The organism is Pinirhizobacter sp. (assembly GCF_035317885.1).
GTDB lineage: Bacteria > Pseudomonadota > Gammaproteobacteria > Xanthomonadales > Rhodanobacteraceae > Pinirhizobacter.
In genome coordinates this window covers 1-23,999 of record NZ_DATHFX010000203.1, presented here as the reverse complement: position 1 = coordinate 23,999, position 23,999 = coordinate 1, and the positions used below count along the sequence as shown (strand labels likewise).

Here is a 23,999-nt window from a genome sequence, read left to right as displayed (position 1 = left end):
CCCGCATTGGCCACCTGCGTGGCGCATGCAATGGCGATGGACGACGACGACATCGCACGGCTTGGTGGCGCCGCACGCGCCTGGTTCGTGCAGAACAAGGCCGGGTTCGGTGAGCGCCTGCGGGCCGCGCTGGCGGGCGTGAACGTCTAGCCGACCGCGAGCGACGCGCGCAGCGGTTCGTATCTCTCCGCGCGCATGCCATCGAGCTGGATGACGGCGTCGGCGGCTTCCTCGATATGGCTGTCCAGACCGCGCAAGGTCCGCACCGTGCCTTCGGCCCGTGTCTGCGCAAGGATCTGGTTATTGGGCATGGCCATATCGTTCGGGTCGGCCGGCGCACGCGACGGATGGTCCAGGTGTACGGCGAGGGCTGCGAATTTCAGCTGCCGGCGATGACGGCCCAAGTTGTCCAGGCGGGCGGCGAGTTCCAGGTCCTCGCTGCCGTAGCCTTCCATCCGCTCATCGAAGCCGTTGACGGCGACGAGGTCATCCTTCCAGAAACTCATGTTACAGCTCATGACCCGGCCGCCGCGGCGTGCCCGTGCCTTGAAGGCGGCAAGCCAGGGATGGCGCAGCGCGTACAGGCGCCGTGAGCCGCTGCTGCGGCGGAAGTCGCCGTCCACCAACGGGTGGTAGCGGGCACTGCCCCCGGCAAGCAGTCGCGTGGTCTCGTGCGCGCTCACGCACAGGCGGCCGCCCTGCAGGTAGAAGCCCTCCTGGGCGAAACGCAAGTGGTCGGCGATGAAATGCGGGTGCAGCACCATATCCCCGTCGACGAGAATTATGTAGTCGCCTTTGGCGGTAACGATCCCGCGGTTCCGCGCCCGCGCGGCACGGAACCCCAGGTCTTCCTGCCACACATGGCGCAGCGGAATGCTGAACCCCGGCGACAGCGACGCGATGAGCCCGGCCGTGCCGTCGCTGGAGCCGTCGTCGGCCACGATGATCTCGTCGGGCATGCGGGTTTGCCGGCGCAGGGACTCAAGCACCAGCGACAGGGCCGAAGCCCAGTTATATGTCAGCACTACGATGCTGATGGTTGGTTCGCTCATGCCTCGGCCCGTCCGGGAAACGAAAACCGGCACACGGCCGGCAAATCTAGCCTTCGGTTTTACGTCCATGGTGCCCCTGGCTGCATTCATCCGGCTTTCCCGCGATCTAAGATCTAAGGCCGGTATCCATGTTGCAGCAGCCACAACTTGACGAACTTGCGGCGTACGTATTCGATTCGCACCAGCGCGTACAGCAGCCCGCGCCAGCCATCGAGGAATCCTGCGCGAAAAACGTAACCCCTCAGGAAACGCCACGCGGGACTGAACAGGATTTGCCCTACATTGGCGCGTTTTCCCGTCGCAAACAAGTGTTCAGCCATCATCTGGGCGTAACGCTCCTGTTTTCCCAGCTGTTCGGCGAGCGATCGGTAGGGGTGGTGCTCGAGGTTTCCGGGCAGCCGGCCGACCAGGCCATTTACGCTCACAGCCTCGTGAATCTCCCGTTTTCCGCGCCATCCACCCTGCCTGCGGTCGAACAGACGCAGCACGCGATCGGGGTAAGCGTTGCCGTGGCGGAGGAACTTTCCGAAATATTCCGACAAGCGGGAAAAGCGATAGCCCGCCATGCCGGGGAAACCCTTCGCATAGGCCGCTTCGATCGCCTGGCGCAGCGTTCCATCGACGCGTTCATCGGCGTCCAGGCACAGCACCCAGTCGTGCCGGGCCTGCGATACGGCGAAATCCTTCTGAGAACGAAAACCGGTGAAAGCGCGGTCGATCACGCGCGCGCCACGGGCGCGGGCAAGGTCGGCGGTGCCGTCGGTGGAACCGGAATCCACCACCACGATGTCGTCGCAGAAGGCGAGCGAATCCAGGCACGCCCCGATGCGGTCGGCTTCGTTGAAGGTGATGATGCAGGCGGACAGCGGGATGGTGGTCATCGAGGCGATGGTCGGGCCATGGGCATCGCGCATAATGCCAGCTTCGCCGCGACCGGACCTGATCGACCGTGCCCACCAGCCTGATGTTCGCCACCGAGCTCTACGCCCTGCCGATCCTGCGGCCGCTGGCTGCGGCAGCCCTGGCGCGCGGGCACGAGGTGGGCTGGATCGTCACCGGCCGCGTGGCCGCCCAGCTGGCCCCGCACGAACGCAGGCTTGCCACCTGGGCCGCCATCGAAGCCAGCGGCGCCCAGGCGGTGTTTTGCGCGGCCAACTGGATATCGCCGCGCCTGCCGGGCACCAAAGTGCAGGTGTTCCATGGCTTCAACGCCGAGAAACGCGAACCCGGCCGCGGGCATTTCGCCCTGCGGGGATTTTTCGACCTGTACCTGACGCAAGGTCCCGCCACCACGGGGCCGTTCGAACAGCTCGCTCGCGAGCATGGCTATTTCGCCGTGCGTGAAACCGGCTGGCCCAAGCTTGATCCGCTGTTCAAGCCGGCCGCCCCGTCGGCGGACCTGAACCCGCACGATGGCCGCCCGGTGGTGATGTTCGCCTCGACCTTCAGCCATCGCTTGAGCTGCGCGCCGTTCGTGCTGGATACGCTTCGACAGCTGGTGGCCCGCGGTGACCGCTATTGGCTGCTAACCCTTCACCCGAAGTGCCCGCCCGAGCTTTTCGAGGCCTACCGCAGCCTTGCCGGACCGCATGCCCGATTCGAGGAGTCCGGGCGGTTGATGGACATGCAGCGCGCAGCCGACGTACTGCTATGCGATACCTCCTCCGTGCTGCACGAATTCGCCGTGCAGCTCAAACCGGTGGTGACGGTGCGCAACCGACTGCCCAAACCGTTCATGCTCGACGTGCAGGATCCAGGCGGGATCGACGGCGCCATCGCCACCGCACTGTCGCGTCCGGAAGCACTGATGCAGGCCGTGCGCGACCACGCCGGTGCCATCCATCCCTGGCGCGATGGCCGGTCGTCCGAGCGCATGCTGGACGCCGTCGATGCCTTCCATCGCGGCGAACTTGGGCCGTTGAAGCGCAAGCCTTTGAACCTGGTGCGCCGTTACAAGGCCTGGCGCGATATCCAGGAACTGGTCGGCAACGTGGACTCCACGCCCGCGGGGTAGAATCCCGGCCATCCATCACGAGCGGACCCCCGCCCTTGCAGCCAAGCAGCTTCTCCCGTCGCGAACACCTCCGCGCCCTGTGGCCGTGGCTTCCTGTCTGGACCATCGTGGCCCTGGTGGGGATTTTCTCCCATGGCCCGATGCCGATGTATTCCACGCGCACGCTGGCCGTGGCCTGGGAAATGTGGAACCAGCACCACTGGCTGGTACCGCACAACAACGGCGAGCCATACAGCGAGAAAGTGCCGCTGGTGTTCTGGATGATCCACGCCGGCTGGCTCGTGTGGGGCGTCAACGACATCTGGCCGCGCGTCCTGGAAGTGATCTACGGCGGCGCCCAGTTGGTCCTGGTGTCGGTCCTGGCCCACCGCCTGTTCCCGAATCGCGCCTGGGTGGCCAAGGCGGCACCCTGGCTGCTCATGTCGCTGGCCTACGCCTTCTTCTTCGGGCTGCAGATCATGTACGACGTGCTTCTGGCAGCGTGGGTGCTGGCGGCATTGCTATGCCTTACCCCGCGTGCCGACCGCAGCGAGCCGCGCTGGCTTTTCTTCGCACTGTGCATTGGCCTGGGCCTCTTGACCAAGGGCCCGGTGATGTTGCTGCACGTGGTGTTCCCATGGCTGTTGGGTCCGTTGTGGAACGACTGGGCGCGTTCGAACCGCGGCCGCTGGTATGGCCGCGGTGCGCTAGCGCTGCTGGGTGGTTTCGCCATCCTGCTGTGCTGGGCACTGCCGGCGGGCTTCAGCGGCGGGGAGGCTTACCGCCAGCGGCTGTTCTTCACCCAGACCGCTGGGCGGGTGGTGGATGCGTTCGACCACGCCGAGCCGTTCTGGTTCTACGCGATGTGGTTACCCGCGCTGCTGTTCCCGATCATCGCCTGGCCGCGCGCCTGGGTGGCGGTGGCAAGCCTGCGCCGCCCGCTGGATCCTGGCGTGCGCTTCGCGCTTTGCTGGATCGTGCCGGTGTTCGTGTGCTTCTCGCTGATCAGCGGCAAGCAGCCGTATTACCCGCTGCCTGAATATGCCGGCTTTGCATTGCTGGTCGCAGGCGCGGTATCGACCTTCCGCGAGAGACGCCCGGACCTTGCCTTCAACTACGCCCTGGGCACCTGGCCGTTGGCACTGGGCGGTTTCGCCGTGGCGGCGGGCATGTTCATCCTGCCGAACCTGGTGGAAAGCGGCCGCGCGCACGATTCCTGGTTCATCGATTTCGCCCGCTACAGCCGCTATTTCGCCATCGTCTATTTCATCCTGGGCGTGTTGCTGTTGCTGCGCGGCAGGGGCGAAACGCGCCGCCTGGCGATCGCCGGGCTGGTGGGCACGCTGGCGCTCAATACGCTGTTCACGCTTAGTTCCTGGCAGCGCTTCGATCTTACGCCTGCGGCGGTATACCTGGGCCGCGCGCAGGCGGAGGGAAAGTCGGTGGGTAACCTTGCCTACTATGAAGGCCAGTTCCACTTTGCCGGCCGCATGGATAAACCCGTCACGCGTCTTCGCGAAGGCCAGGAACTATTCGATTTCGCCAAGGCGCATCCGGATGGCCTGGTGGTGACCTACGGCACCAAGCTCGATAGCGACGAGCTTCGCTACGCCCAACTGGTACAGCCCTTCCGCTCCGATTTCCTGGTGATCTGGAAGGCCGGCGCGCTGGCCGCGCTGCGCCAGGGCCGCCAGCCGGCGGAGCCTGCCATCTCCACGCTGATCTACCCCCCGGGCTATTGGCGCTACAAAGCCCTCAGATGAGCCGCGCCGACGCCCTGCGCAAGCAACTGGACGGTCCGCGCGATGGCGCCCTGCTGCGGTTTTCGCTGGGCTCGGCCCTGCTCGAGGACGGCGATAGCGGCCAGGCGATCGTGCAGCTGCACCGCGCGGTAGCTTTCGACGCGGACTACTCCGCCGCCTGGAAGCTCCTTGCCAGGGCACAGGCAGGCAGCGGCGACACCGCCGCCGCCATCGAAAGCTACGAGCACGGCATTGCCGCCGCGCAGCGCCGCGGCGACAAGCAGGCCGAAAAGGAAATGACGGTATTCCTGCGGCGACTGGTGCGCTAACCAGCCTTGTGCCGGCGCGAATACGGCGAAGGACGGTCGTCGGCGCTATAGCGCTTGTAGTGCCACTGGTATTGCGCGAATGCCAGCTCCACACACCGCTCCACGCCCCGGTTCAGCGCGGCACAGGCGATCTTGAGGTCGGCTGCGGCAAGGCCATCGGGCGCCGGCAGGATGTGGATGCGGAACCCTTCGCCGTCGGGCAGGCGTTCGGCAAAGCTGAAAAGCACCGTGGCGCCCGTGCGCGCGGCCAGCCGTGGCAGCAACACCATGGTCAGCGCTTCCACCCCGAAAAACGGGGCGAATTCGCCCTCGCCGGCGCGGGGCTTCTGGTCGGGCAGGATGCCCACGGTGCCACCGGTGGCCAGGCGCTTGTAGAGCGTGCGGACACCAGCGCCTTCCGCGCGCACCTGTTCGGGCGCCAGGGCGCCGCGCACCTTGCGCAACAGCGCTTCCACCGCCGCCACCCGAGGCGGCCGGTACAGGATGGCCATCGGCGTACGGCTGCATAGCCAATAGTTCAGAAGCTCCCAGCAACCTAAGTGGGGTGCGGCGATGATGGTGCCCTTGCCGCTGGCAATCGCCGCCTCGAACAATTCCAGGCCACGCACTTCGCGCACCAGGCCCAGCGCCTTCTGCGCGCCGCCGCCCCAGATATTGGCCATTTCGGTGAGCGAGCGGCCGCTTTCTTCCATGGTTTGCCTAAGCAACGCAGCGTAGCCAGCATCATCGAGCGCCGGGCGCACCAGCTTCAGGTTCACCGCCGTATGACGCGCCGCCTTGCTGTGCAGGGCCAGCGACAGCCGGCCGATGGCATCGCCCAGCCGATGCATGGCCTTGAGCGGAAAAAGGCTGAAAAGCCGCAATAACAGGTAGACGAGGTAGATGTCAGGACGCATCCGCCCATGGTAACCCGGCGCCGCTTGCCGCTAAATTCGCAGGCATGATTGCCCTCATCCAGCGTGTCAGTTCAGCCCGTGTCGAAGTGGAAGGCGAAAGCGTCGGCGCCATCGGCGCGGGGCTGCTTGCCCTCGTCGCGGTGGAGCCCGGCGACGGCGAAGCCCAGGCCAGGCGCATGGTCGAACGCCTGCTCGGCTACCGGGTGTTCGCCGACGAGGCCGGAAAAATGAACCGTTCCCTTACCGACACCGCCGGCGGCCTACTGCTGGTGAGCCAGTTCACGCTCGCCGCCGACACTCGCAAGGGCATGCGGCCAAGCTTTACCTCAGCGGCCACGCCGGATGAGGGCCGGATATGGTTCGACCGGCTGGTGAGCCTGGCGCGGGCCGCCCACCCGGGGGTGGAAACCGGCCGCTTCGGTGCCCATATGATGGTTCACCTGTGCAACGACGGCCCCGTGACCTTCCATCTGGAGGTTCGCTAGTCCCGGCCGATAACCGTTGCACCAGGCCTCGCCGGTGAAGTTGCCCGGGCCAAGGACATGGACAACCGACGACATGGCGCGATTCTTGCGTGCTTGTCCGACCGCCCATGTTCTTGATACTGGTCATAAAATCACCATATTGGTATAATGGTTAGTCATGCAGATAGCGGCGGTCGGAATGAATAGCAAAGCCCACGAGCAGCAATCGGAAATCAAACAGCTCATTTCCAAGGGGCTCGAACAGGGCTACCTGACTTACGCTGAAATCAACGACCACCTCCCCGACGACATCGTCGATCCGGAGCAGATCGAAGACATCATGGCGGTGCTCAAGGGCGTCGGCATCGAAGTACACGACGCCGCCCCGGACACCGACACCATCGCCGACGGAGCCTCGCCGGGTGCCACCGGCGACGACGAAGCCGCCGCCGAAGAAGCCGTGGCCCTGCTGTCGGCGGTCGACGCCGAAGTCGGCCGCACCACCGATCCCGTCCGCATGTACATGCGCGAGATGGGTACGGTGGAACTGCTCACCCGCGAAGGCGAAATCGCCATCGCCAAGCGCATCGAGGAAGGCCTGAACCAGGTGCAGACCGCCCTGGCCAGCTTCCCGCTCACCATCCAGTTGCTGCTGGAGGAATACGACCAGCACCTGGAGGGCAAGCGCCGCCTGTCCGAGATCCTGGCCGGCTTCGCCGACCTTGAAGAGCTGGCCGACCAGGAGAAAGCCCTGGCCGCCGAGGCCGCGCTGAACGCCCCGCCGGTGGAAGAAGGCGACGAGGAAGAAACCGACGACACCGTCGAGGAAGAGGAAGCCGGTCCCACCGGTCCCGATCCCGAAGAGGTCAAGCGCCGCATGGAAGAACTCCGCTCGCTGAGCGCGAAGTTCCAGAAGGCTGCGCCCAAGGCCGAGATCAACGACAAGAAGGTGCTGAAGATCCGCGACCAGATGGCCGAGGCTTTCCTGAAGCTCAAGCTGCCGTCCGCGCTGATCGACGGTTTCGTGCGCAAGCTGCGCGAAGTGGTGAACGATATCCGCCACCACGAGCGCGTGCTGATGGACATCTTCGTCAAGCAGGTGAAGATGCCGCGCGCGGAATTCCTGAAGACCTTCCCGTCCAACGAGGGCAACCTGGAGTGGGCGGCCGAGCTCGGCCGCAAGCGCCAGAAGTGGTCGCCGAACATCAAGACCTACCGCGAGGTCATCGACGGCGAGCAGGAAAAACTTGCCACCATCGAGCGCACGCTGTACCTGCCGCTGACAGACATCAAGGACATCAACCGCGCCATGAGCGTGGGCGAGGCCAAGGCCCGCCGTGCCAAGAAGGAAATGGTCGAGGCGAACCTTCGCCTGGTGATCTCGATCGCCAAGAAGTACACCAACCGCGGCCTGCAGTTCCTTGACCTCATCCAGGAAGGCAACATCGGCCTGATGAAGGCCGTGGACAAGTTCGAATACCGCCGCGGCTACAAGTTCTCCACGTACGCCACGTGGTGGATCCGCCAGGCCATCACCCGTTCGATCGCCGACCAGGCGCGCACCATCCGTATCCCGGTGCACATGATCGAGACGATCAACAAGTTGAACCGTATTTCCCGCCAGATGCTGCAGCAGTTCGGCCGCGAGCCGACGCCTGAAGAGCTGGCCAAGGAAATGGAGATGCCCGAAGACAAGATCCGCAAGGTGCTGAAGATCGCCAAGGAACCCATTTCGATGGAGACTCCTATCGGCGACGACGAAGATTCGCACCTTGGCGATTTCATCGAGGACACCAACGCCAGCTCGCCGATCGAATCGGCGACGGAAACGGGCCTGATGGAAACCGTCCGCGACATCCTGGCCGGCCTCACCCCGCGGGAAGCGAAGGTGCTGCGCATGCGCTTCGGCATCGACATGAACACCGACCACACACTAGAAGAAGTGGGCAAGCAGTTCGATGTCACGCGCGAGCGGATCCGCCAGATCGAGGCGAAGGCGCTGCGCAAGCTGCGTCATCCGAGCCGCTCGGAGCAGCTGCGCTCGTTCCTTGATATCGACTGACGACGTGGCGGCATCGTGCGGGGTCAGAGTAATTACTCTGACCCCCATAGGAAAAAGGCCCGCCTCGGCGGGCCTTTTCTTTGGTCGGTAAGCCTGATCTGTTTCTGCAAGCGCAAGGATCGCCCGGCGATACCATCGGTGTCGTCGAATCAAATGGCAGGATGCCATGCAGAATGCAGCCCCACCGTCGATGGTCATCGACATCCCCGTCGGCGGGATCGAAGTTGATTCCCACACGGGTGGCGATACCGCCCTGGTCGGCGGGCAAAAGCTGCCCGTGCAGTTCGACCTCGACCAATGCGTCTGGACGAGCGCGCATCCGGACGGCGGGCCATCGTTGCCGCTGGCATGCCTCAACGATGGCTCGCGCTTACGGCGGGTCGAACTCCCCGGCATGCCAGCCGTACCGGTCGATGCCACGCCCATACCGCGGTTTCTTCACTTCATATGGGTAGGCCATCGCCTTATGCCCGAAGCGCTCGCCGACCGCGTGCTACTGAACGCTTTGCGTACACCAGGCTTTCGGACCATCGTGCATGTGGGCATGCATGACCCTTCGTTGCTGGAGGCCATGCGTGACCGGCTTGCCGGTCGAGTGCCGTGGGTCACCGTGCTCAATCTTGATGAGGAACCGTGTCTTGCCGCGTTCCGGGAGTTACCGGTTCATCGTTACTACCGCGCCTTCATGGCAGAGGCGACGCGAAACTATGGCGCCGCCGCGGATCTCCTGCGGCTTTGGCTCGTTTACGCGTACGGCGGCGTGTATCTGGATGTCGATGATGTATTCGCCGGCGAGATCGATATCAACGCCCACCTGCTGGCGGCCCCCGGCGACGTTCTTCTTGGTAGTCGCTATAGCGATCCGCTGCACGGCTTCGCCGGATACAACCAGAGTCATTTTGCGAGCCATGCGGGCAGCCCCCTGCTGATGAGCATGCTCGATGAAGCATGCCGTCGCCTGGAGGCATCGCCTGCGTTCTTCGCCAATCGCCCACGGGGTAGGCCCGGTGAACCAGAAGATCACAGCATGAATACCTACGTCCGTGCCGTGTTTCACGTGACAGGGCCTCAGCTGTTCACTGACATGATCTCAACGCTTCGGCCCGACGTAGCCTCCGTCGAGGCTAATCTTCTGCGCGCGATGGAAGTGCTGCACTATTCCCCAGACCGGCCTCGATACCGCGCCGAATCGTACCTGGCATCTGCATATGCAGCCCTGATGCATTACCTGCCGTTTCGTGACGGCCCGTTCCGGGTAGTGATCGGCAGCGCGGGATCGTGGCACGACCAGAACGCCTAGCCCCCTCGTCGACTTCTGGTCGCCGGGTCGCACGCCACCCTCGAGGTGGCGTTGCCTTTTCCAAGGAGGGAAAAATGCGTACAGCGCTACTTCGTTGCCAGTCGCTGATGAACGTGAGGTGCACTGTCCGCCTGACTGGAGAAGTGCGCCGAACTGACAGCCGGCCTGCTGTCGATGACGATGTTTCACGCCCCTCACGAGCGACGGACATCGGCGGGGTCAGAGTAATTACTCTGACCCCATAGGACGACACTCACCCCATGTCGTAGAAGAACTGCTCGCGATCGATCTTGTCGTTCTTCACGTGGTAGACGCAGATCTCGGCCATCTCCATGCGGCCGTGTTCCTTCATGGTCACGTCCATGATCATCGAGAGGCTGAACCAGTTGCCCGCCACGGTGGCGTCGCTGATCTTGATGTCGTGCATCTCTTCAACGCCGGCCTGGAAAGCCTCGCCCTTCTTGTAGATCGCGTCCAGTCCCTTGACGTTGCCCATCGTGCCCTGGGGCGAGCCTTCCGGCTCGATGCTTTCCGCATCCTGCGCGTAAAGCTCCTTTTGCGCTGCCTCGAACTGCCCGCTGCGACACAGCTCCACCAACCGCTTGGCCACCGATTCCGTGCTCATCGCCGTCACTCCAGGGGATAGGAGTCCCGAGGGTACGCCCGGGATGGTGACGAAAACAGGTCCAATCCGTGCACCTTCCTCGGTCCATGGCCATCCATGCCAACGCTGATGCCTACAGCTGCGACACGGCTCTTGCTTGCTCGGCTTACCCGATCAGGTGGGAGAGCTCGCCCATGGTGAGCGTTGCGTTCTGGCCCAGCACGTCGAGCTCCTCGACGATGTTGGCCAGGGGGGCGTGCGGTGGGATCTGGCCAAACAGCACGTAGTGGCTGCCCACCAGGCCCACGTTCGACAGCGGCATCACCGGCCCCAGGCGCAGGCAGGCCTCGTTGAAGGCATCGGGGCTTTGCACCGACCGCTGCTCGCACAAGGGCGTGGATACGTGCACCTCGTCCTCGCTGACGGTGATGCTTACCGGCTGGTCGTCGTAGTTGCGCAGATGGAACTCGATGGACGGCGGCGCCTGGTGCAGGCGCAAGCCGGCCAGCTGACGGCTCTCGCCGGCATGACTGGCCAGGGCGCCGTACAGCGCCTGGAGGGTCCATTTATCGTTCATCGCGTTGAAGTCCATGTGCGCCACCAGCTCATCGGTGTGCGCGCCACGAACATGCCGCAGGAACCGGCGCACCAGTTCCTGCTCGGCCTCGGTCATGTAGATCCTGGGGATCGTCATGCCTAGCCGGGTCATCCGGTCGCGGAACGCACGCTGGCGCTGCGCTCCGCTGGTGACTGGTTTCTGGGCTGACATGGACGTAGGTTTTTTCTGTTACGCGTAACGTTAAGCGTAACTTACGCCTGTCGGTGGGCGTTACAAAATTACGAGGTAAGTTTCCGAAGGCCGGATAAGACAAAGCCCGCGCAGGGCGGGCTTTGTCGGTTACACCTGGCGCAAGGCTTAGTGGTGGATCACGACCGTCCGATGGACCGGGTGGTGCACCACGCGGTGATGAATCGGGTGATGGACCACACGATGCGGCGGCACATGATGCACGGGGTGATGGATTACACGATGCGGCGGGTAAGGCTGGGCCAGCACGGCGGGCGCGGCAAGGGCCGCGGCCAGGGTGAGGCAGGCGGTGGCAATCAGTCGTTTCATCGCAAACCTCCAGTGGGAAACTGGAAGTTAGAGTGCAGTGCCCACCGTGAACGGCGAGGCTTCGCAAGAACATGCGGAAGGGTATCGTTCAAATCCAAAGGTTTGGCTACACTTGGCGGCCGCACGCGGGCCTATAGCTCAATGGTTAGAGCAGAGGACTCATAATCCTTTGGTTCCAGGTTCGAGTCCTGGTGGGCCCACCACATTGCAGTTTGGCAATGTCCGCTGTGATTATCCCAGCGTCAAATGGCAATTTTGACACTTTCGACAGGTTTTCGGATTGACGCTTTCGCCTAAGCTTGGGAGGAAGCGCTCCATCTCGACTGCCGTTTGGATCCGGGCTTGGTCCGGACTGCCCCCTACCCTATCGATATCCAACCGGAGGTTGCAGCGCCCATGACGGATGAATCGAAAATCGGGAAAGAGAAGCAGGACCACTGCGCCTCGGGAACCTCCGGGGACACGGGGGCAAGCGTCAAGATCTCACGCCGAGAATTCCTCGCGAGCACGGCCACGGCCATCGCCGCGACCGGCTTGATGATCGTGCCCCGCCATGTCCTGGGCGGGACGGGCTATACGCCGCCCAGCGATCGATTGAACATTGCCGGCATCGGCGTCGGCGGCATGGGCATGAACAACATCCGTGCCCTGGCCGGTGAGAACATCGTCGCCCTGTGCGACGTGGATTGGCACTACACGGAGAAGAGCTTTCGCGGGATGTTCAACTCCCTGGGGAAAGCGCAGGCACGCCTCGACAAGGCCCAGACAGCCAAAGAACGCCTGGAGCTGCAGGATCAGATCAAGCAGACAAACCTGCTTTCCCGCAAGTTCGATTCGATCAAGCGTTATACCGACTACCGCCGGATGCTCGAACAGCAGAAGGACATCGACGCGGTGGTCATTGCGACGCCGGACCATCTGCATGCGGTGATCGCCAGCGCGGCGATGAGCCATGGCAAGCACGTGTACGTGCAGAAGCCCCTCACCTGGTCGATTGACGAGGCCCGCACGCTGGCACGGAAGGCCAAGGACAACCCCAAGATCGTCACGCAGATGGGAAACCAGGGCCACTCGACCGACGATGCCCGGCTGATCAACGAGTACATCGCGGCCGGGGCGATCGGCAAAGTCAGCGAGGTCCACGTCTGGACAAATCGCCCGCTTGCCTACTGGCCACAGGGAATTCCACGTCCGCAGCCCAGGCCAAGACCGGACGACGCGAGCTGGGACGAGGAAGCGGTGATGGACCGGCTCGCCAATGCCATGGTCGGCAACTATCCAAAGCCGGAAGGGCTGGCATGGGATCTCTTCCTTGGCCCCGGTCCCGTCGTCGACTATCACCCTGTGTATCACCCGTTCAACTGGCGCGGGTGGGTGGATTGGGGCGTGGGTGCCATCGGCGACATGGGGGCACACTTGATCGATTCCCCGTTCTGGTCGCTGGACCTGGGTTTTCCGACGTCCGTGGAGACCGTCTCCACGCCCTTCGACAACGCGTCGTACCCCATGGCGACGATGACGTACTACGAGTTCCCGGCGCGCGGCAGCAGGCCGCCGGTGAAGCTCACCTGGTATGACGGCGCGTTGCTGCCTCCCGGGCTGCAAGCATTGGGTGCGGGGCAGATGAGCAAGGACGGCGGCGTCCTCTACATCGGTGACAAGGGCAAGCTGATCCACGAAACCTACGGCGCGAACCCGCGCCTGCTGCCGCAGTCGTTGCATGATTCGGTGGGCACGCCTCCCCAAAAGTTCGCGCGCATCAAGACGTCGCACGAGATGAACTGGGTCGACGCCTGCAAGGGAAAGGGGGAAGCGTCTTCCCCGTTCGCGTACGCCGCGCGGCTGACAGAGGTCATGCTGCTGGGCGTCGTGTCCCTTCGCGCGGGCGGCAGGATCGAGTACGACGCGCAGAACATGCGCATCACCAACGCGCCGGCAGCCAACGAGTTCCTGCATCGCGAGTATCGCGAAGGTTGGGCCATCTAGGACAACGAGGTAGGCCGAAATCTGGAGAGGCTACGACAGTGAGAAATGGCGAGAAATGGAGAAAACACGTGCGTGACCACCCAATGACGTTTGTCTAGTATCGCTGCTGCTTGCATCTTTGAAGTGCGGGGAACCTGAAGCGCCGGCAGCTTTATCGATAGCAGCGAATGAGGGCGGTGCTTGCCGAGAAGGCGACCCGTTCTTGCATTGGTTCAACGTTGGGGTTCAACGCCCTATTCGGGGAGACAACAACATGACGTTCTATCGATGTGGCGGCTTGCTCGCCACGGCTTTCCTGTTGCTCGGAATTGGCGTTCCACTGGGCGCCCATGCTGCTGCGGCACCAACCAATGCGTCACTGGCTTTTGCGCCGGATACCGCGCGGATTACCAACGCGGTCGACAACACGCGCCTGACCACCGTGCAAGGCAGCCATTCCTTCAAGACACTCTCCGCCGCTGACCAGGGTCCGGTGGCAGACATCAAGCCGATTCGCAACATGACCTTGGTGCTCAAGCGCAGTGCGCAGAAACAAAGCCGTTTCGACGCCTATGTCACCGAACTCAATAGCCCCAGTTCGGCGAAGTACCATAAGTGGCTGACCGCGAAACAGATCGGCACCATGTTCGGTCCGGCGCAATCGGATATCGATAAAGTCACCAGTTGGCTTCGCTCGCAAGGCCTGACCGTCAACGAAGTGCTGCCGACGGGCATGATGATCCGCTTCTCCGGCACCTCGGGCCAAGTGCGTACCGCCTTCCATACCCAGCTGCACAACTTCACCAGCAATGGTGAATCGCATTTCGCCAACGTCACCGATCAGCAGATTCCCGAGGCGCTGGCGCCGGTGGTGGAAGGCGTTGCATCGCTGAACAATTTCTTCCCGAAACCGCAGCACCACGATGTCGGCACGGTGAGCAAGGACAAGCATACCGGCCAGTGGAAGACGGTATCGACCAGCCCCGACTTCACCGTACCGCCCGGCACACAGAATCCCAGCGTCTCCTACGACGTGGTGCCGGCGGATTTCAACAAGATCTACAACGTCGAGCCCTTGTGGGGCCAGGCCACGCCGGTCCGCGGTGCCGGCCAGACCGTCGCCGTGCTGGAGCGCACCGATGTGCAGCCGCAGGACGTCACGACCTTCCGCACCGCGTTTCTGCCGCCCGATGCCAAGGGCGTCATCAGTTATGTGCATCCACAGGGGAAATTCGGTCTCGACCTCATTGACCCAACCTGCAACGATCCGGGCACGAACGGCGACGAGGGCGAAGCGGCGCTAGACGTGGAATGGATCGGTGCGGCCGCGCCCGACGCCAATATCGTGTTCGCGTCCTGCGACGACACCAATAGCCCGCAGTTCGGCCCTTTCACGGCGGCCTTGAACCTGCTCGACAATCCCGATGTGCCCCCTCCTTCGGTATTCAGCCTGAGCTACGGCGAGTGCGAAGTTCTCAGCCTCAATAATGTCGTGAAGGACGTCGGGCTGCTCTGGGAACAGGCTGCCGCCGAGGGTGTCACCGTCTACGTGTCGTCGGGCGATGCAGGCTCCGCCGGCTGCGATCAGAACAATGCGACTGCATCGTTCGGCGTCACCGTCAATGCCATGTCGTCGACACCATGGAATGTGTCGGTGGGTGGCACGGATTTCGACGACGTGGGCAAGACCCAGAACTACTGGACCTCGACCAACCTGCCCGGCGGCCTCTCGGCTGTGAGCTATATCCCCGAGCAGACCTGGAATGACTCCTGCGCAAGCAGCAAGCTCGACGCCGAGTTGAAGATAAAGAACGGCGTCAAGGCGTGCAACAGCCCCGCGGGACAGCAGTTCATGAACACCACCGGTGGTAGCGGCGGCCCTAGCGCGTTCTGGCTTCAGCCGCCGTGGCAGACCGACATCTACGGTGCGCCGACCAATCAGGTTCGCATGCAGCCTGATATTTCCCTCTTCGCTGCCAATGGCATCTATGGCCACGCGCTGGTGTTCTGCATGTCCGATGCGAGCGTCGGCGGCACCGCGTGCGACTACACCAATCCTGACAATGTGCTCTTCAACAGTGCTGGCGGCACGTCGTTCGCGGCGCCGGCGATGGCCGGCATCCAGGCACTGATCAACCAGGCCACGCAGGAGAGCCACGGTAACGTCGCACCGGCGCTGTACGCGATTGCCACCAAGGAGTACGGCACCAACGCCTCGCCGAACACCGCCATGGTCAATGCCTGTAATTCGTCCAACGGCACATCGATCGACAGTGCCTGCGTGTTCAACGACGTGACCCAGGGCGATATCGACGAGCCATGCTTTGCAGGCGCGGCCGATTGCTACTCCGGTGCAAAGGGCAACACCTTCGGCGTTCTCAGCGAAGGTGGCGATATCGCGCTGGCGCCGGCATGGAAAACCAATGCCGGTTATGACTATGCCACCGGCCTTGGAAGCGCCAACGTGACCAATCTGGTCAATGCGATGGTCAAGTACGACCAGACCTCCCGCGGGCTGGGCAATGCAGCACCCGGCGATTTCCTGAATCCGTTCTCCGTGGGCGCCGATAACTACAGCGACATCGCGCTGGTCGATCCCGTTGCGGGCATCTTCACCGATATGGCCATGAAGGGCAGCGTCATGCTGCGTACGGGGACACAGTCCGTCACCCCCGGCTTCACTATTGGTGCGAATGCAGGCCTGTTCACTCACCACAGTGGAGCTTCAACGACGCAGAGCGCAATCGGCTTCAGCTATGCCAGTCTCGCCTGGACCGGCCCGGATCACCAGCTTCATGTGTGGTTGTCAGATGGCTTGGGTGGTCCGAACCAATACCTGCCCTTCGTCCTGGGCGACCCGTATTCGCCGGACTGGTCGCTGGTGGGTTCGGGCGATTTCAACGGTCCCGACCAATGTGGCGATCGTCAAGCCGATCTGCTGTGGCACAACGACAGCACCGGCGAAATCAGCTGGTGGGATTTGAGCCTGGGCTTCCTCATCGGCAGGAACGGGCCCGAACGTCGCGTCAACGCCAACGTCGGTCCAACGCTCGCCGCTCCATCGGGCTCCGTGCCAACCATCGCGGATGTCGACGGCGACGGCTACGCCGACATCGTGTGGACCCGTCCGGATGACAACAGCGTGACTGTGTGGATCAACAACCACGCCGGTAATTTCGTCTCCCATCGGATCGCCGATCATCAGCCTGGCTTTGTCCTGTACGGTGCCGGCGACGTCAATGGCGATGGCAAGACCGATCTGATCTGGACCAAGCCCGACGCCAACAAGATGTCGTGGTGGATCATGAATGGCTTCACTGTCGTGGATCAGCAAACCCTCAAGGTGAAGGCCGGTTACACCATGTCGAGCATCGCCGACTACGATGGTGACGGCCTGGCCGACATTCTGTGGGTGGATACCACCGGTCATGCTTTTGAGTGGCAGGGCACCGGCGGCAACTTCCAGTCCTTCCGTGTCACTGACAGCGTCGGCAAACCGGTGGTGATTCCGGCCGGCATGAAGGTGCAGCCGGTTCGCCTGCAGGGCACAGCGGCAGCAGGTGGCGTGGATGTTATCGCCTCCCTGAATCAGAGCGAAGCCTGCAAGGCCCCGCCTGCCAACTGAGCCAGGATGCTCGTGAGGTGCTTATGAACAGGCCGGGCTCCCATGCCCGGCCTGTTCGTTTCGTTCGATGTGGCTTCAATCGCAAGTTCTTTCGCTCGTAGAAGACGTAGCATTGTGCGGCCGAGTGCGTCGGCCTGAGCCATGCACGCTATCAACGAGAATGACGATGTGGCACCGCCTGCAAGCCTGGTTGAATCGTTTGCCGATCACCGATCCCGTTGACCGCCGCAACGCTGTTTTCCTGCAACTCTTCCTGGTCTATCAAGGCTGCCGCACACCGCTGATAAAGATCTACCTGCTGACGTCCGAGTGGGATTACATGACGTCGACCTTCTTCAGCAGGACTGTCGTGTCCAAGGACTTGTCTATCGCCGTGGATCTTGGCACGGACCTGGCGATCACGATCGCCGCATGGTTTGGTTTGTATCTGATCCGCGTTGGCAAATTCAGACAAGCTGTCACGCAGTTTCTCGCCACCCAACTGATATCCGGCCTGTTTGCCTATGCGGCATTTGGTTACAAAGTGACCCCGGGCGATACGTTGCTGCTGATATCGCTGGCGCTTGGCGGGCTGATGCTTGGGCGTCGGGCGTTGTGGACGATCTATGTGTCCATCCTGGTGATCTGCGCCACCGGGATGACCACCGACTACCTGCATGACCCGAGCCAGCACGCGAGTTTCTTCGCCGCCTATAACGGCCTGCTGTTCCGGCTCTTCAGCTATGCGTTGATCACCATCATCCTGGATCGAAGCATCGGCGCGTTGCGTGAAGCGCTGGCCGAATCGAACAGGCATCGGCAGCAGTTGCAACATGAAATGCTTGAGCGCGAGCGCGCGCAGGAGCAACTTCTGCACGCGCAGAAGATGGAAGCCATCGGCCAGTTGGCCCAGGGCATCGCACACGATTTCAACAACGTGCTTGGCATCGTGCTCGGCTTCGCCAGGGAGCGCCATCGCCTGGATGAACCTGGCGCGGAACTCGGCACCGATGCGCAGGCTTTGGGTCAGGCCTTGCTGGGCGTGGAGATGGCCGCCCGGCGAGCCGATGCGATCAACCGCAAGTTGCTGAACTTCAGTCGTCGCGACACGACCCGAATCGAGATCTTCGATGCGGTAGAGGCGGCGCTGGATCTGAAGCCGATGCTTCGACAACTGTTTCCATCAGCGGTGCGGCTGCATTTCCAGGTGCCGGATCGTCCTTTCTGGATCTCGTTCGACCGCAGTCAGTTTGAGCTGGCGATATTGAACATCGCTTCCAACGCGCGCGACGCGATGCCTCGCGAGGGAACGTTCGAAGTCGCTATCGCCGCGGATGGTCCCCATGCGATCGAACTGAAACTGAGCGACAACGGTATCGGTATGCCGGAAGAAATGAAGTTGCGGATTTTCGAGCCATTCTTCACCACCAAACCGGTGGGCAGCGGCACGGGCGTGGGCCTTACCGTGGTCTACAACCTCGTTCACAACGCGAGCGGAAGCATCGACGTAGAAAGTGAACCGGGAAAGGGCACGACCTTCCGCATCCATCTTCCCGCCGTGTCAGGACAGCACGAAGACATAGCCCTCTCCATGCACGGCGTTGAGCGGCAACGGCATGCCGAGCACACGTTGCACTTTCTTGCGCAGGCGGTGGACCAGTGAATCAAGCCGGTGCGGATCGAAGTCGTAGGCGTTGTCGGTCAATGTCCTGATCAGATCAGCGCGCGAGATCGCCTGATTCGGACGCTCGAAGAACTTTGCCAGTAGTCGACCTTCCGTCTTGGTCAGCGCAACCACATCGCTGCCGGGCGAAAGCAGACACCAGCCATCGGCATCCAGATGCCAACGACCCGCGCCAGGCGTTGGCGTTGCGCGCAAACGGCGCGCGAGGCTGTAGATCGTCGCCACCAGCAGGTCGACGTCCACGGGTTTGGACAAATAGGCGTCCGCGCCTTCGACCAAGCCGCGCACATGGTCGACCTTGCCGCTGCGTCCGGTCAACATGACGATGCCGACATCGTCCATCTCTGCGTGCAGGCGGCGGGCAACATCGAATCCGTCGGCATCGGGCAAGCCCACATCGAGTATGAGGATGTCCGGCCATGCAGTGGCTGTGTACGCGTCGAGCTCAGCCGCCTTACCTATCGCGGCCACTTCGAATCCAAAGCTGCGCAATTGCGGCACCAGCACGCGATCACGCAGCAATTCATCGTCTTCGAGCAGGAGCACTCGCAGTGGCGCTGCGAACACAGGTTTGGGCGAATTCGTCGGCGTCATGACTGCTTCGGCTGTGGGGGCATGGGGCAGTACTTCGATCAGTGTCGGAATAACCCCTCAATTGAACTCTTGAAAGCTCCATTGGAAATGTGACGGACGCCAAGTATCCAGTGATCGGCTTGCCAACCCAGCGTGCTGGTGAACTCATAGCTTGAGCGGCTAGCCATCAGATCGGATCGCGACCACCGGGGCTACCCGGGACGCACTCCGCGCCGGCCCATGCACGGCCAACTGACCGATCAGCCAGACGACAAGCGCACCGCAGGCCAGCCAAGCGATGGGCAGGTGCGGGATCTCATAGAGCTTCATCAACGCCATGTTGCCACCAATCGAAAGCACGACGCCCAGCACGATCCCGCCGGCCGCGATCATGGCGTTCTCGATGTGGAAGTAGAGCAATATGTCGGCAGCGCGCGCGCCCAGTGCCCGGCGCACGCCGATCTGCCGCTTCCGCTGCCCGACCCAGAAGCTGCTCAGTCCGACGATGCCACCGGCCGTCGCCAGTAACAGCAGTCCGCAGACCACGGCCATCATCGTGGCTACGCTGCGATCGGTGTCGTAGCCTGCTTCGCGTGCGCGCGCGAGGGTCTGCACGCCGTCCACGGGGTCGACCAGGCGCAAGCCGCCCTGGCTCGACAACGCGGCGAGCGACGCCTGGATCACGGCGTGCATGGCGGTGCTGTGCGTGCGCACAATGTAGACCGTGCCGGCCGGATCCGCCTGCCGGGCGGGGAACAGCACGCTATCTTCGTCGATGCTGCGCGTGGTACTGCCAGCATAGGGGCCTTGCAGGCTTGTCAGTATGCCCACGATGGTGGAAGGGCCATCTTCCAGCCAGATGGTCTTGCCCAATGCCGGCGAATCCGGGAACAACTTGGAAGCAAGGCTTCGTGTCACGATGATCGAAGGCGATGAAAGCTTGTCGTACGGGCCAATGTCCTTCACCTCGTCATCGCGAAAGTTCCGGCCTTCGGCGAGCGTGACACCGAACGTATCGATGGCGTGGGTGTCGCCGAGATAGGCGATGGCGAGCTTCGCCTTGGCGGTCTGCTCCGGTTCCGTCCGCAAGCGCATCAGCACGCCACCACCCCCTTCGAGAGGAAATGCTTCACTGGCAATGGCATCACGCACGCCAGGCACTTGTCGCAGCACCGCTAAGTCCGCGCGCATCAGGGCACCGATGCGGCCTGGGTCGACCTGGCTGCGCCAGGCGTTCCTGATCACGAACAGGTGTGCCTCGTCCGTGCCCGTCGGTCGCGAGAGGTGCACGACGCGGGTGGCGACGATAAAGAAGGCGTTGCTCACCACGGCCAGTGTCAACGCCACCTGCAGCACGATGAGCGCGGTGGCTACCTTGTGCCGCTTCAGCGCGTTGAGGATTGGCCGTACCTGCAGGCCGACGCGGAAATCAGCCATTGATCTTCACCTGCCAGCCGGGCTGGATGGCGGTCGCCCGCCACACGGGATAAATGGCTGCAAGCACCGTGACCATGACCGCCACCAGCAGGGTAAGTGCCAGCAGGCCGGCGTCGATTCGGACCAGTCGCGCAATGCCCGACTCGAACAATCCGTCGACGCCCCACGTGCCCAGCATGGTAAGGATCACACCGAACACGCCGCCGGCGGCGCCGACCAGGGCCGCCTCGATCAGGAACTGCGCGCCAATGGCCCGTTTCGATGCGCCCAGCGCACGGCGCACGCCGATCTCCGGGGCGCGGCGCATGAACCGGGCCAGCATCAGGCCAATCACGTTGACCAGCGCCACAACCAGGAAGCTGAAAGACACCAGCATCGACAGGCTCGACACCTTCGGTACCACATGGATGATGGACATCCATTCCATCAGGCCGTGCAGGCGCACGTTGGGCGCCCACGCGAAGCGACCCGAGCGTTGCTGCTCGGCGGCATAAGCCTGCAAGTAATCACGGTAGCGCTCGACGCCGGCGGCGGTGGGCAAGTCCACCCAGGCGCTGATCCAGTTGCATTCGCCATGGAGGTAACCTTGCCAGTCGCCGGCCCCGGGGGCCACGGCACTGCAGTAGTCGTATTGCGGCGCCTTGCGCACGTCGATGGCGCGATTGAACGGCACGAATACCTGGCCGGCATCCTCGAATGCGCTCAGCGGCCCCTGGCTTGCCACGTCGAAGAAGCGCGGGCGTGGGTTGAACGCGTCGAGCACGCCGACGATGCGGTAGGCGCGTCCGTCCAGCTGAAGCGAGCGCCCCACGCTGTTTTTCCCGGCGAAGAGGCGCTCGTTCAACTTTCGACCGATCACAACCACGGCCGCCCGCCCGGTATCGTCGCTTGCCGTCCAGGCCGAGCCGTAGGCGAACGGCACGGCGAACATGGGAAAGAAGTCCGCGGTTACCGCATCGCCGCCCGTGGCAATCGGCTGGACGCGCTCATCTCCGGGCTCGACAACCCATGTCGCCCCATAGATCAATGCATGGTGTTCGGCGAGGGTCGATCGAGCGACGGCCATCGCGTCTGTATAGCTCAGCGTGACCGGTGGTTCGCCGCTTCCGTACTTGCCGGGCCCGAAATTATCGACCTGTGGAACGAACAATCGTGCGGACCGCGATGGGATCGGGTCGCCCGTGGTCACCCGGAACACGGCGTAGCAGACCATGCAGGTGGCAACACCACAGCCGATCAATACGATCACCAGCCAGGTCAGCGCCCGGCTACGCCCACTGCTGCGCAACGCCAGGCGTAAGTAATAGCCCCACATGCAATCCCCTGTCGACGGGGTACGCGGAAGCGCATCGCCCTCGTTCTGGCCGATAGTAGCGTACGACGCGAACCGTAACCCCGACCAATGGCTCGTTGTCGAGCACAAACCCCGCATGTAGCCTTCCCGCAGGAATCTGCGAAGATACCGTCACGAACTAACGTCCGGCGCGCTCCAAATCTCTTACAGTTTCCAGCGAATGGGACGAAACGCCTCGACCCAGGAACCATTGCCCGAGAAGCCTCAGCAATGGTTTTTCCAGGAAGCGGTAGCTGAGCAAGGCGATGCCCAGCGCGATGATGACCATGAGCGCGATGAGCCCGGCTGAATTCGCTACGCCCACCCAGCCGAGGCGTACGAACAACTCCGCCACGGCGGTGAATACCACCGCGTGCCACAAGTAGATGGAGAATGACGCGTCGCCAAGGTACTGCAGCACACGCGGCATGATCCATTGTTGGCGAATTTCAAGCACGACAAGCCCGTAGATGAAGATCGCCGCCGGGATCCCGCCCCCGACCACATGGAGGGCAAAAGAGCGGTTGCTCGCCACCAGCGTCCCCCAGTGGGCCACGTTCAAGGCGAATATGCTGGGCCTCAAGAACACCAGGCCGATCGCCATCCAGATAAAAGCACCCGCCAATAGCGCGCCATGGAATCGGTGGAAGCCGCGGTCGACGAGCATGGCGACGGCGATGCCCAGCAGGAACTCCAGCACGATGGGGGAGAACACGAAGTCCAGCGGCTTGCTCCAGGGGAGCCACAAGCCCAACAGCGTCGCACCCCCGACAATGGCGAACCAGATCACCACCCCTACCATGGCCCGCCGCGCGAACAGGAGCAGGCTCAGGGCCACCACCGCGTAGAAGTAGACCTCGAAGGTCAGTGTCCAGGCGACGTAGACGCGGAAGTTCGGCACGTTGTCGATGAGCGCGAGCAACTGGAACAACGGCTCGTGCGGCAGCGGCACCGCGGGCGGCGCCCACGCCAAGACCAGGCACGACGTGCCGAAGACGATCCAATAGAGCGGGTAGATACGAATGAACCGCTTCATTGCGAACGCATGGACCGCCCGCCCCTTCCCCACGGCATCCATGCTGTCGATCGACCGCCGCATCACGTGGTAGATGATGAAGCCCGAGATCACGAAAAATATGTCGACGCCCGTCCCCCCGACGACCGAGAAGAAAGTCTTGGCCCAGTGCGTGCGCATAGGCGCGATGTCCTGGAAGATATGCGCCGAAACGACGATCAATGCAGCGATCGCGCGCATGCCCTGGATATTGCGGTAAGTCATGCCCCGTGATTCCCCTGGCATTGCGCAATGGCTCGACTTCAACGCCCGGTCGTACGTGGCGCAGTTGACCCCCGCACCACCAGATCCGCCGACAGCACACGCTTGCGCGGGGGCACCTCGAGATCGTTGAGCAGCTCGATCAGCATGGTCATCGCTTCCCGCCCCAGTGCATTCTTTGGCTGGGCGACGGTGGTCAACGACGGCGAGGTGTAGCGCGCGAAGCGGATGTCGTCGAAACCGACCACGGAGATATCTTCCGGTACGCGCAGGCCGTGCGAGATCAATGCGCGCATCGCGCCGATCGCCATTTCGTCGTTTGAACAGAACACCGCGCTGAACGATCGTCCCTGCGAGAGGAAAAGCTCGATCGCGCGTTCGCCCGCTTCGATCGAAAAGTCTCCGACGGCGGTCAGCGCGGGGTCGGCTGGAATCTTTGCCCGCTGCAGGGCGAGCTGGTAGCCCTGCTCACGGTCCACGCATATCGGGCTGGACGATGGGCCGGCAATGAAGGCGATGTCGCGGTGCCCCAGCGTAACCAGATAGTCGACGGCGGCGCCTGCCGCGG

General features: G+C 63.0%; 20 protein-coding genes and 1 tRNA gene. 10 read left to right on the top strand and 11 right to left on the bottom strand.

What is annotated here, in order from left to right:
* Positions 1–146: 146 nt before the first annotated feature.
* Both VK519_RS06370 and VK519_RS06365 read right to left on the bottom strand, forming a co-directional pair.
* Complete coding sequence (locus VK519_RS06370) at positions 147–1,052, bottom strand: glycosyltransferase family 2 protein (protein WP_324348339.1); 906 nt, start codon at positions 1,050–1,052, stop codon at positions 147–149.
* Positions 1,053–1,165: 113 nt separating this feature from the next.
* Positions 1,166–1,966: a glycosyltransferase family 2 protein gene (locus tag VK519_RS06365; protein WP_324348337.1), complete on the bottom strand. Its 801-nt coding sequence runs from the start codon at positions 1,964–1,966 to the stop codon at positions 1,166–1,168.
* A 50-nt stretch (positions 1,967–2,016) separates the two neighbouring features.
* Here VK519_RS06365 and VK519_RS06360 point away from each other — a divergent pair, with 50 nt between their 5' ends.
* Genes VK519_RS06360 through VK519_RS06350 form a run of 3 tightly spaced genes read left to right on the top strand, consistent with a single transcriptional unit; the run spans position 2,017 to position 5,116 of the window.
* Entirely contained in the window at positions 2,017–3,066 is a 1,050-nt protein-coding gene (locus VK519_RS06360; protein ID WP_414692708.1) for a CDP-glycerol glycerophosphotransferase family protein, read from the top strand.
* A gap of 35 nt (positions 3,067–3,101) precedes the next feature.
* Positions 3,102–4,808: an ArnT family glycosyltransferase gene (locus tag VK519_RS06355; protein WP_324348333.1), complete on the top strand. Its 1,707-nt coding sequence runs from the start codon at positions 3,102–3,104 to the stop codon at positions 4,806–4,808.
* Entirely contained in the window at positions 4,805–5,116 is a 312-nt protein-coding gene (locus VK519_RS06350) for a tetratricopeptide repeat protein (RefSeq protein ID WP_324348332.1), read from the top strand. The genes VK519_RS06355 and VK519_RS06350 overlap by 4 nt, the downstream gene beginning before the upstream one ends.
* On the opposite strand, the gene VK519_RS06345 is transcribed toward VK519_RS06350, so the two are convergent.
* A complete protein-coding gene (locus tag VK519_RS06345) occupies positions 5,113–6,012 on the bottom strand; it encodes an LpxL/LpxP family acyltransferase (RefSeq protein WP_324348330.1) in 900 nt (299 codons plus the stop codon). The two genes, VK519_RS06350 and VK519_RS06345, sit on opposite strands and share 4 nt — an antisense overlap.
* Positions 6,013–6,056: 44 nt before the next feature.
* Between VK519_RS06345 and dtd the strand changes: the two genes are divergently transcribed.
* The 3 genes from dtd (at position 6,057) to VK519_RS06330 (ending at position 9,838) form a co-directional block, all read left to right on the top strand.
* Positions 6,057–6,497 carry a D-aminoacyl-tRNA deacylase gene (gene dtd, locus VK519_RS06340; protein WP_324348329.1) on the top strand — a complete coding sequence of 147 codons (441 nt, stop codon included), beginning with the start codon at positions 6,057–6,059 and terminating at the stop codon, positions 6,495–6,497.
* 178 nt (positions 6,498–6,675) lie between these two features.
* Positions 6,676–8,538, top strand: coding sequence for an RNA polymerase sigma factor RpoD (rpoD, locus tag VK519_RS06335; protein WP_324348328.1), 1,863 nt, complete (start codon positions 6,676–6,678; stop codon positions 8,536–8,538).
* A gap of 190 nt (positions 8,539–8,728) precedes the next feature.
* Entirely contained in the window at positions 8,729–9,838 is a 1,110-nt protein-coding gene (locus tag VK519_RS06330; protein WP_324348327.1) for a glycosyltransferase, read from the top strand.
* A gap of 253 nt (positions 9,839–10,091) precedes the next feature.
* On the opposite strand, the gene VK519_RS06325 is transcribed toward VK519_RS06330, so the two are convergent.
* The 3 genes from VK519_RS06325 to VK519_RS06315 form a co-directional block, all read right to left on the bottom strand.
* Positions 10,092–10,463 carry a SnoaL-like domain-containing protein gene (locus VK519_RS06325; RefSeq protein ID WP_324348326.1) on the bottom strand — a complete coding sequence of 124 codons (372 nt, stop codon included), beginning with the start codon at positions 10,461–10,463 and terminating at the stop codon, positions 10,092–10,094.
* Between the two features lie 145 nt (positions 10,464–10,608).
* Positions 10,609–11,211 carry a DUF2170 family protein gene (locus VK519_RS06320; protein WP_324348324.1) on the bottom strand — a complete coding sequence of 201 codons (603 nt, stop codon included), beginning with the start codon at positions 11,209–11,211 and terminating at the stop codon, positions 10,609–10,611.
* A 147-nt stretch (positions 11,212–11,358) separates the two neighbouring features.
* Entirely contained in the window at positions 11,359–11,559 is a 201-nt protein-coding gene (locus tag VK519_RS06315) for a hypothetical protein (protein WP_324348323.1), read from the bottom strand.
* 127 nt (positions 11,560–11,686) lie between these two features.
* Here VK519_RS06315 and VK519_RS06310 point away from each other — a divergent pair.
* The 4 genes from VK519_RS06310 (at position 11,687) to VK519_RS06295 (ending at position 18,791) form a co-directional block, all read left to right on the top strand.
* Positions 11,687–11,762: transfer RNA gene (locus VK519_RS06310), tRNA-Ile, on the top strand.
* A 193-nt stretch (positions 11,763–11,955) separates the two neighbouring features.
* Entirely contained in the window at positions 11,956–13,545 is a 1,590-nt protein-coding gene (locus VK519_RS06305; RefSeq protein ID WP_324348322.1) for a Gfo/Idh/MocA family protein, read from the top strand.
* Between the two features lie 118 nt (positions 13,546–13,663).
* Positions 13,664–17,149 carry a protease pro-enzyme activation domain-containing protein gene (locus VK519_RS06300; RefSeq protein WP_324348321.1) on the top strand — a complete coding sequence of 1,162 codons (3,486 nt, stop codon included), beginning with the start codon at positions 13,664–13,666 and terminating at the stop codon, positions 17,147–17,149.
* Positions 17,150–17,315: 166 nt separating this feature from the next.
* On the top strand, positions 17,316–18,791 hold the full coding sequence (locus VK519_RS06295; protein WP_324348319.1) for a sensor histidine kinase: 1,476 nt from the start codon (positions 17,316–17,318) through the stop codon (positions 18,789–18,791).
* Here VK519_RS06295 and VK519_RS06290 read toward each other — a convergent pair.
* From VK519_RS06290 to VK519_RS06270, 5 genes are all read right to left on the bottom strand, one after another.
* Complete coding sequence (locus VK519_RS06290) at positions 18,690–19,406, bottom strand: response regulator transcription factor (protein WP_324348317.1); 717 nt, start codon at positions 19,404–19,406, stop codon at positions 18,690–18,692. The genes VK519_RS06295 and VK519_RS06290 overlap by 102 nt on opposite strands.
* Positions 19,407–19,565: 159 nt before the next feature.
* The gene (locus VK519_RS06285; RefSeq protein WP_324348316.1) at positions 19,566–20,822 is read right to left on the bottom strand and encodes an ABC transporter permease; all 1,257 of its coding nucleotides are present in this window, start codon (positions 20,820–20,822) and stop codon (positions 19,566–19,568) included.
* The gene (locus tag VK519_RS06280) at positions 20,815–22,137 is read right to left on the bottom strand and encodes an ABC transporter permease (protein ID WP_324348315.1); all 1,323 of its coding nucleotides are present in this window, start codon (positions 22,135–22,137) and stop codon (positions 20,815–20,817) included. Before VK519_RS06280 ends, VK519_RS06285 begins: the two co-directional genes overlap by 8 nt.
* Positions 22,138–22,294: 157 nt before the next feature.
* The gene (locus VK519_RS06275) at positions 22,295–23,434 is read right to left on the bottom strand and encodes an acyltransferase family protein (RefSeq protein WP_324348313.1); all 1,140 of its coding nucleotides are present in this window, start codon (positions 23,432–23,434) and stop codon (positions 22,295–22,297) included.
* A gap of 38 nt (positions 23,435–23,472) precedes the next feature.
* The coding region (locus VK519_RS06270; protein WP_324348311.1) for a substrate-binding domain-containing protein at positions 23,473–23,999 on the bottom strand (527 nt) is incomplete at its 5' end.